General features: G+C 73.3%; 9 protein-coding genes. 2 read left to right on the top strand and 7 right to left on the bottom strand.

Annotation, left to right across the window (positions count from 1 at the left end):
• Positions 1–910 (bottom strand): serine/threonine-protein kinase (locus AB0M20_RS14745; RefSeq protein WP_364298211.1); only part of this gene is annotated, 910 nt, incomplete at its 3' end.
• Positions 911–1,034: 124 nt separating this feature from the next.
• Positions 1,035–1,235, bottom strand: coding sequence for a GMC oxidoreductase (locus tag AB0M20_RS14740; RefSeq protein WP_364298213.1), 201 nt, complete (start codon positions 1,233–1,235; stop codon positions 1,035–1,037).
• A 391-nt stretch (positions 1,236–1,626) separates the two neighbouring features.
• Between AB0M20_RS14740 and AB0M20_RS14735 the strand changes: the two genes are divergently transcribed.
• Positions 1,627–1,821: a hypothetical protein gene (locus tag AB0M20_RS14735; RefSeq protein WP_364298209.1), complete on the top strand. Its 195-nt coding sequence runs from the start codon at positions 1,627–1,629 to the stop codon at positions 1,819–1,821.
• A 270-nt stretch (positions 1,822–2,091) separates the two neighbouring features.
• Here the strand turns inward: AB0M20_RS14735 and AB0M20_RS14730 are convergent, their stop codons facing one another.
• From AB0M20_RS14730 to AB0M20_RS14715, 4 genes are all read right to left on the bottom strand, one after another.
• Positions 2,092–4,200, bottom strand: coding sequence for a SpoIIE family protein phosphatase (locus AB0M20_RS14730; protein WP_364298207.1), 2,109 nt, complete (start codon positions 4,198–4,200; stop codon positions 2,092–2,094).
• An 11-nt stretch (positions 4,201–4,211) separates the two neighbouring features.
• Positions 4,212–4,574 carry an STAS domain-containing protein gene (locus AB0M20_RS14725; RefSeq protein WP_364298205.1) on the bottom strand — a complete coding sequence of 121 codons (363 nt, stop codon included), beginning with the start codon at positions 4,572–4,574 and terminating at the stop codon, positions 4,212–4,214.
• Between the two features lie 70 nt (positions 4,575–4,644).
• On the bottom strand, positions 4,645–5,583 hold the full coding sequence (locus AB0M20_RS14720) for a TIGR03557 family F420-dependent LLM class oxidoreductase (protein WP_364298203.1): 939 nt from the start codon (positions 5,581–5,583) through the stop codon (positions 4,645–4,647).
• Between the two features lie 20 nt (positions 5,584–5,603).
• Positions 5,604–6,515, bottom strand: a complete 912-nt coding sequence (locus AB0M20_RS14715) for a pyridoxamine 5'-phosphate oxidase family protein (RefSeq protein ID WP_364298201.1) — start codon at positions 6,513–6,515, stop codon at positions 5,604–5,606.
• A gap of 85 nt (positions 6,516–6,600) precedes the next feature.
• Between AB0M20_RS14715 and AB0M20_RS14710 the strand changes: the two genes are divergently transcribed.
• Complete coding sequence (locus AB0M20_RS14710) at positions 6,601–7,299, top strand: hemerythrin domain-containing protein (protein WP_364298199.1); 699 nt, start codon at positions 6,601–6,603, stop codon at positions 7,297–7,299.
• On the opposite strand, the gene AB0M20_RS14705 is transcribed toward AB0M20_RS14710, so the two are convergent.
• The gene (locus AB0M20_RS14705) at positions 7,247–8,467 is read right to left on the bottom strand and encodes a hypothetical protein (protein WP_364298197.1); all 1,221 of its coding nucleotides are present in this window, start codon (positions 8,465–8,467) and stop codon (positions 7,247–7,249) included. The genes AB0M20_RS14710 and AB0M20_RS14705 overlap by 53 nt on opposite strands.
• Between the last annotated feature and the right edge of the window lie 239 nt (positions 8,468–8,706).

Raw genomic sequence — 8,706 nt, 5'->3', positions numbered from 1 at the left:
GCCACGGGGGGCCCACCTTCAAAAACCGGTCGCCCCGCCCCCCCCGCCGTTTGGCCCCCTGCGGCTGCACGCCGCTCTGGTCGGCCGCGACCGGGAACCGCGCGCCCGGCTCCGCGGCGAGCCGGCGCAGATCGGCCAGCAGGCTGTCGCCGCTCTGATAGCGGTCGTCCGGGTCCTTCGCCATCAGGGTGGCGATGATCTCCGCCAGCGTCGGGGACAGGTTCGGTGCCAGCGCGCGGGCGTCGGGCACGGGCGCCGTGGCGTGCCGCCGGATCAGCTCGCCGGCGTCGTCCGACTCGTAGGGGAGCCGGCCGGTGACGCACTCGTACAACAGGACGCCGAGGGCGTACAGGTCGGAGCGGCCGTCGACCGGTCGCTTGAGCATGCCGGTCTGCTCCGGCGGGCTGTAGAGCAGCGTGCCGGCGACCCGGTCGTCCGGCTCGCCGCCGCGCGCCGCGAGGCCGAAGTCGATGAGGCGGGCGGCGCCGACCGGATCCATGATCACGTTGTCCGGCTTGACGTCGCGGTGCACGAGGCCGGCCCGGTGGGCGGCGGTCAGCGGGCCGACCAGGTCGATGGCCAGCCGGATCGCCCGGGTCTCGTCCAGCGGTCCCTGGCGCAGCGTCTGCGCGAGCGAGGGGCCGTTGATGTACTCGAGAATCAGGTACGGGCCCGTGGCGGTCCGGCCGACCTCGAAGATGCGGGGCAGCAGCGGGTGGCCGACACAGCCCAGCAGGGCGGCCTCGCGGCGCACGGTCTGCTCCGCGTCGACGTCGGAGAACACCTTCAGGACGTACTCTCCACCGTGGCGGCGCACACGATAGACGACGGTCTCGGCGCCTCGGCCGAGTTCGGCGATCACCTCGAGGTCGGAGAGTGATCCCGGCGCCGTCCCGAAGATCGTGGTCAACCGCGTCCTTCCAATCACGATGGGCTAATCGGACGGTACGCCCTGCCCATCCGGCAGCACCACCGGGGAAGGTCCACCAGCTCGCACCGTCCGGACAGGACCTGAACACAGAGCGGTCAGCCGGTCACCGGGAGTCTCCGACCGCCGCGTGGATGCTCCCGGCGGTGCGGTGGGCCAGCGCCATGCAGGTGAGCATCGGGTTGGCGCCCGACGCGGTCGGGAAGGCGCTCGTGTCGCCGACCCAGACACCCGGAACGTCGTGCAGCTCGCCGGTCGGCCCCGCCACCGACGTCGCCGGGTCGGTGCCGATGCGAGCCGTACCCATCTGGTGCGCACTGCCCATCGGCAGCCCGCCGGCGCCGATCGGGACGGCGTCCAGCTCGTCGGCCCAGGCCTCGACGTCGTCGCCGCGGCGCCACACCCGCCGAGACCGACAGGCCGTTGCGGTACATCATCGTCGTGCCGGCCTCGATCTCCAGCTGCCGGTAGTCGCGCTCGCTGGTCGCGCCGCCCGCCTCGAGCACGACGACCGACAGGCCGCGGGCGGCGAGCAGCCCGGCGATTGTGCCGCCGCCCGCGCCCGACCCGACGACGACCACCTCGGCCTCGATGACGACGCCAGGGGCCGGAACATGGGGCGTGATGTACGGCGGGTCGGCGGGCGGCGCCACCCGCGGGCCGGGGTAGCCGTAGGCCGGCCAGAACGGATTGCGGCCGTGCTCGTCGACCAGCGAATTGGCCAGCATGCAGGCGCCGCCGCGCAGCGTGGCGATGGCGATGTCGGCCTCGGGGGAGGCTGCCGAGACAGCGGCGAGGATGCCCTCGCGGGTCTCCCTGTCCTGCCGCGCGAAGCCGTGCCGGGCCAGGCCGTCGAGCAACTGCGCGAGGCCGAGCTGGTCGGCCTCGGGTAGGGTCAGGAGATTCTGCGCGAGCGCCTCGTCGGCGCCGACGCCGGAGCCGGTGGTGGCCCAGAAGCCATGCGGATCGTCGCCGTCCGGCGCGTCGAGCGAGGGCACGGCGGGGTCGACCAGGGCCCGCAGGGCGTCACGCTGGGCGGGGGTCAGGTCGGCCATGGCGGGCTCCTCATCGAGTCAGGCGGACATCGTCCCGTCAGGACGATTACGACGCAACGCCTCCGCCGCCGAGCGGATGGCCGAAGTGGACCGACAGCTCGACCGCACCTAAGCGGACGGCAGGGTCATCTCGGCCCAGACGGCCTTGCCGTCCTCGACCGGGCGGTTGCCCCAGCGGTGGGCGTAGGCGTCGACGATGACCAGACCGCGGTGCCGTGGGTCGCTCGGGGCCGGATCGGTGCGGCGGGGGAGCCGCTCGTCGTGGTCGGTGACCGTGATGACCAGGCGGGCGCCGGTCACCAGCAGGTCCAGCCGCCGCGGGGCGCCGGTGTGCCGGATCGCGTTGCTCACCAGCTCGGTGACCACCGTGATCACCGGATCGATCATCGCGCCGAGCCGCCACTCGAGCAGGGTGGCCCGGGTGAACTGCCGGGCCCGCGCGGCCAGGTCGCCGGTCTCGGTCAGCGGCATGTGCGCCGAGTGGCGGCGGTGCCCCAGATCGCGGACGTAGAGCAGCGCGATGTCGTCGTCGTACAGGCCTTCGGTCAGCTCGTCGATCAGCTTGTCGCAGCCCGCCTCGGCGTCGCCCGGCTCCCGGGCCGTCAGGTCGGCGAGCTTGTCGGTGAGCTCGAGCAGGCCGTCGTCGAGCGGCCGGGTGCGGCGCTCGATCAGGCCATCGGTGTAGAGCACGAGCCCCGAGCCGGGCGGGAACGGGATCTGCCGCTGCCGGTAGTCGGTGCCGATGCGCAGCGGCAGGCCGAGCCGCTCGGCGGGCAGGGACACCCGGCCGTCCGCGTCGATGATCGCCGGCGGCAGGTGGCCCGCGCTGGCGTAGGTGAGGGTGCTGTCGGTCGGGTCGTACACGGCGTAGAGGCAGGTCACGAACTGGTGGCCGGACATGGTGCCGGCCATCTGCGAGACGTGCTGCAGGACGGTGGCGGGCGGGAGGTCGAGCCGGGCGTACGAGAGGACCGCCGTGCGGATCCGCCCCATCGTCGTGGCCGCCGTGACCCCGCGGCCCATGACGTCGCCGATCACGAACGCGGTCCGGCCGGCCGGCAGCTCGATCACGTCGAACCAGTCGCCGCCGACCTCCGAGCCGGTGGCGGCCGGCAGATACCGCGAGACCACCTCGAAGCCGGCGACCTCGGGAACGCTGGGCAGCATGCTGCGCTGCAGCTCCGTGGCCATCGACCGCTGCCGGGCGTACAGGTGGGCGTTGTCCAGGGCGATGGCGGTGTATCCGGCGACGCCCTCGGCCAGGCGCTCGTGCCGGGCGGTGAACCGGGCGGTCTCCGGATGGCCGAAGAAGAACCCGCCGAGCACCCCGCCCGAGGTCGGCGAGATCACCGGCACGGCCAGGTAGCTGCGGACCGGCAGGTGGCCCTCGGGCATGCCGTGATACGGCTCGTTGTGCCCGTACCTCGGGTCCGCGGTGATGTCGTCGCTGCGCATCACCCCCTCGCCTTCGAAGGTCGGCGCGAAGACCTTGGTGTTGCGCGGCATGGGAAACCGGGAGAAGGCCTCCTTGGGTACGCCCGCGATGGTGTACAGCACGTAGGACTCGCCGCGGTCGTTGATCAGGTTGTAGAAGAACGCCCCGAACGCGGCGCCGGTCACCGTGGTGGCGGCGTCGGTGGCCTCCTGGACGACCACGTCGAGGTCCAGCTGCGCGGTCAGCCGGCGCCCGACCGACTGCAGCCGTTGCACGACGTCGGCCTCGGCGCCGAGCAGGGCGAGGCGGTGCTCGATGTCGGCGGCCCGCCCGGCCACGGCGCGTTCCAGCTCCGCCGTGTACGCCTCGGCCGACAGCCGCCCGAGCCCGGCGGCGACCCCGGCCGCGACGACCTCGAAGTTCGCCGCCACCTCGGCGCCCACGGGCGTCACCGGCCGCAGCACGACCGTGAACGTCTCGTCACCGAAGGACACCGAGCCGGCTGTGTCGCTTCCGGCCGCTGAGCCTTCCGCCGGGGCTGTGTCGCTTCCGGCCGCTGAGCCTTCCGCCGGGGCTGCGCCGCTGCCGGCCGACGCCCGTGCCTCGCACCCGATGTACAGGCAGACCGACCGCAACGCCGGCTCGCCCGCACCGTCGACCAGACGGGTGAACAACCGCTGCACGATCGCGTCGGCGGCGCCGTCGAGGCCCTCGGTCCCTCTCGTCACCGCGCGCAGGTCCGCCGCCGTCGCCACCGCGTCGGCGAGCGAGAAGCGGTCCAACCGGCGGAAGCTCAACGGGAGTCCAGCTCGGCCAGTGCGGCCGGGACGTCGTCGCGGATCATCAGCAGCTCGTCGAGCGAGGTGACCCTGATCGCGGACAGCACCTGCGGCTGGACCCCGGTCACGTACAGGCGGCCACCGCCGCCGGTAGCCGCCGCACGCAGATTGATCATCGCGCCGAGCGCGCTGGAGTCGCAGAAGGCCAGCTCGTGGGCGTCGATGATGAGGCTGGCGCCGGCCGGTGGCGGCCCGCCGGCGGCGTCGAGCAGGCGCGGGGACGTGTCGTAGTCGAGCTCGCCGGCCACGGTGATGATCACCGCGCGCGGCAGCCGGCTGCGATCCACCTCCACCCGGAACCCGGGGGTCTGACCCACGTCACCGCCTCCTCGCCGACTCGCCCTCAATACTCATGGCCGCGGCGGAGTGCGTCGACCCCCGGACGGGTTACAGGAACTCGCGCCGATACATGTCGATGAGCTCCTCGTAGTGCGAGCCCATGTTGGCGATGTAGACCTCGTCGAAGCCGGCCTTTTCGAAGGCCTGCAACTGCTGGGCATGGCCCGCGGGGTCGGGGCCGCAGACCACCGACTCGCGCGTCATCTCCGGTGTGACCAGCTGCGAGGCCTGCTCGAAGTGCCGCGGCGAGGGCAGCACCTGCGACAGCTCGCCGGGCACGCCGCTGTTGGCCCACAGCCGGTGCGCGGTCTCGACGCCCTGGTCCTCGGTGGGCGCCCAGCAGCCCTTGAACCCGCCCTGCACCGGCTTGTCGCCGCCACCCATGTCGCGGAACCGGCGCACCAGGTCGCCGTCGGGCATCGTGGACACGTAGCCGTCGCCGATCCGCGCCGCCACCTCCAGCGCCTTCGGGCCGAAGGCGGACACGTACACCTTGGGCGGCTTCGCCGGCAGCGTGTAGATCCGCGCCTGGTCGACCGTGTAGTGCTTGCCGTGGTGGGTGACGAAGTCGCCGCGCCACAGCTCACGCATCACCTCGACCGCCTCCTCGAGCATCTCCAGACGCTCGTCGGCGAACGGCCACCGGTCGCCGAGGATGTGCTCGTTGAGCGCCTCGCCGGTGCCGACGCCGAGCACGAAACGGCCGTCGTGCAGCACCGCGCTGGTCGCCGCGGCCTGGGCGGTGATCGCCGGGTGGATCCGCATGATCGGGCAGGTGACGGCGGTGGTCACCGGGATGCTGACGACCTGGCTGAGCGCGCCGATGATCGACCACACGAACGGGCTCTGACCCTGCTCGTCGTTCCACGGGTGGAAGTGGTCGGAGATCCAGAGGCTCTTGAAGCCGGCGTCCTGGGCCTTCCGCGCCTGCTCGATCAGCTGAGCAGGCGTGTACTCCTCGCATGACAGAAAGTAACCGATACGCATGGAGCCGGAATACCCGCGGATCAGCGGGCCAAGCGCCCGGCTTCCAGCTCGGCGAACTCGTTCCAGCGGATCGCGGGCCGAGCCAGGCCGCGCCGGTCGAGGTAGCGCTGCGCGGTGCCGCGCAGCTCGCGGATCATGCGGATCATCGCGATCGGGCCCATCCGGTCGGCGGTGGAGACGTACCGGTCCGGGGTGAGGACGCCGTCCTCGAGGTCGCCGGTGACCACGAAAGCCTTGAGCGAGTCGAGCTTGTCGTCGTGGCTGTGCCAGAGCAGGCTGGCGCGGCCACGGGCCAGGCCCTGGCCCAGGCCCTGGCCGACCGTGAACCGGCCGCCGGCCGCCGACACGTGCACCCGTCGCATCGTGGGCCGGCCGTCGTCGTCGTACCCGCACAGCACGGCGCCGCCGAAGTCGGGCATGCGCCGCACCGCCTGCGCGTAGGCGCTCGCGTCCTGCTGCCGCACGGGCGGCGCGGCCGCCGGGGCCGGACGCCAGGCCGGGCTCGTGACGACCCGCGACGGGGTCACCGTGATCAGCAGGCGCATGTAGTACCAGTCCATCAGCCGCCGCATGCCGGGCATCTTGTGGTAGTTGGACGAGGGCTGGCGTTCGCGGACGCGCAGCCACAGGTCGGCCCATGGCCCGGGCCCGGTGACGATCTCGTCCGGGCAGACCGCCGTGCCCTGCACGAGCACCTGGTCAGGAGCGTCGAGGTCACTGCCGGTCGGGTCGGAGAACAGCAACGCCACCCGCTCGTCGCGGCGGATGTTGAGGGCCTTCTGCGGCAGGCCGATCGAGGTGCTGATCATGATCGTGCCGTCCGGGCGGCGCAGCGCCACCGTGGGCCAGGCGACCGGGGTGCCGTCGCGGCCGACGGTGAGCAGCTCACAGGTGTGGTAGGCGTCGATGAGCGCCGGCGTCATGGTTTGCATGGCGACACCGTCGCACCGGCCACTTGAGGCCGGCTTGAGGCGGGTCTCAAGCGCGCCGCAAGGGGCGCCGGGCAGCGTGACCGCCATGACGACGACGACCCAGATCCGGCTGCCCGGCCAGGCCGCGGCGCCGCAGGGCCCCTGCGACCTCTCCGGCATGTTCATCATCCACCACGCGTTCCGGCGCGACCTGCGCACCTTCGCCGCCGCCGTGGCCGCCACCCCGGCCGAGGACACCGCCACCTGGCGGGCGTTGCGCGACCGGTGGGCACTGTTCGGCAGCATCCTGCATCACCACCACACCACCGAGGACGAGTCCATCTGGCCGCTGCTGATGCGCCGCGTGGACGCCGGGGGCCGGGCCACGCTCGAGGCCATGGAGGCCGAGCACGGCGAGATCGACCCGCTGCTCACCGCGTGCGGCGAAGGCTTCGCCACGCTGGCCGCACGCCCCGACGAGGACGCCCGGCGGTCGCTGGAGATCCGCATGGTGGCGGCCGGCGAGCGGCTGCACCGGCACCTCGCGCACGAGGAGACCGAGGCGCTGGCCCTGGTGCAGGCGCACGTGACGCCGCACGAGTGGGAGGAGCTGGAGAAGAACGACGCCAAGGGCGCGTACTCGCTGCGGGAGATGACGTCGCTGGTGCCGTGGGTGATGCACCAGCTGCCGGACGAGACGCGTACGCGGATGCTGGCGACGGCCGGCCCGGTGCTGTCCCTGCTCTGGCGACTCACCCACCGTGGCTTCGCGCGGCGCGAGGCAGTCGCATTCCGGTATGCGTGACCGCCCACTCCGCGCACAGGGCCCGGGCCGCGTCGGCGTGGCGGGCGGCGAGAGCGGCCTCGCCCGCCGCCTCGGCCGCCAGGGCGAGAAACGCGTCCACCGGCGCTTGCGCCACCGCGCCACCCGCTGAGCACGGCCGCCCGGCGAAGGGCGCGAGCCGCCGGTAGACCCGGGCGGCCAGGTCGCGGTCGCCCATCCCGGCGGCGGCCTCCGCGGCCTGGCACAGGTTGTTCAGCGTGTACCAGTCGTCGGAATCCAGGGCCAGGCCGTGTTCGGCATACCAGGCGCGGGCCTGCTCCCGCTGCCCGGCGCGCAACAGCAGCATGACGATGGTCGAGTGCAGCGGCAGCCTGCTGTGTGGCGCGAGCGCCTGCATCTGCGAGGCCATCTCGGCGCCGGCCGCGTTGCGGAACATCTGCAGCGCCATCGCGGTGCCGGCGGCCGACTCCGTCCGTTGCGGCATCGACGTGCGTGACATCAGATCGACGGTCGCGGCGAAGAGTCTCTCGGCATCGTCGAAGCGGCCGCGCATGGCCAGCCACGGCACCTCGAGCCAGCCCAGCGCGACCAGCGGGGTCGCCAGCCGGTACCGGCCGGCGTCGGCGCGGGCGCGGGCCGTCTCCGCGTCCATCTCGGCGATCCGCCCGGTCTCCTGCGCGCTGAAGGCCACCAGCGTGTGGGCGGTCACCTCGCTGAGCACGTCGTCACCCCGGGCGGCGGCGTCCAGCGCCTCGTGGGCCAGCGCGTACCGCTGCTGCGCGGTGCCCGGCCGCCAGGACGCCAGCCACGCCACCGTGCACGCCCACACCAGCAGGCCGGGATCGCCCAACCGGCGGGCGAGGGCCAGGCCCTGCTCGACCAGCGCCAGGCGCTCCCTCGGCGCGTCCGCGTAGTAGAGCTCCAGCGCGAGCGCCAGCATCACGCGGCAGCGCAGCTCGGAGTCGGCGGCCGGCAGACGGCGCAGCGCCCTGCGCAGAGTGCCGGGCAGGCTCGGATGCACGGTGCCGTGCGGCCGGGGGAGCCACACCGCGCCGTCCATGGCGGCGGTCGCGGCGCGGGCCTCGGCCTCGAGGTCGCCCGAACCGGCCGCCACGGCCACCGCCGCGACCTGCGCGGCGTCCATTCCGTCGAGGTCGCCGGTCTGCCGGCAGGCCGTCAGGCGGCTCATCAGCAGCGCGACCGTACCGGCGGCAACGCCTTCCTGCTGACCGAGCTCGCCAAGCTGGGCGCCGCCGACAGCGTGCCGGTCGCCGTCGCGGATGTGGTCGCCGCCCGCGCCGCGACACTTCCCGAGCCGGCCCGCGAGCTGCTGCGGGCCGCCGCGGTCATCGGCCGCGAGTTCGACCTGGGCGTGCTGTCGGCGGTGACCGGGGAGACCGCGGACGAGGTCCTCGACCGGCTCGATCC

Source organism: Actinoplanes sp. NPDC051633, from assembly GCF_040681735.1.
Classification (GTDB): domain Bacteria; phylum Actinomycetota; class Actinomycetes; order Mycobacteriales; family Micromonosporaceae; genus Actinoplanes.
The sequence above is the reverse complement of the archived record's forward strand: the minus strand, read 5'-3'. Positions and strand labels throughout refer to the sequence as shown.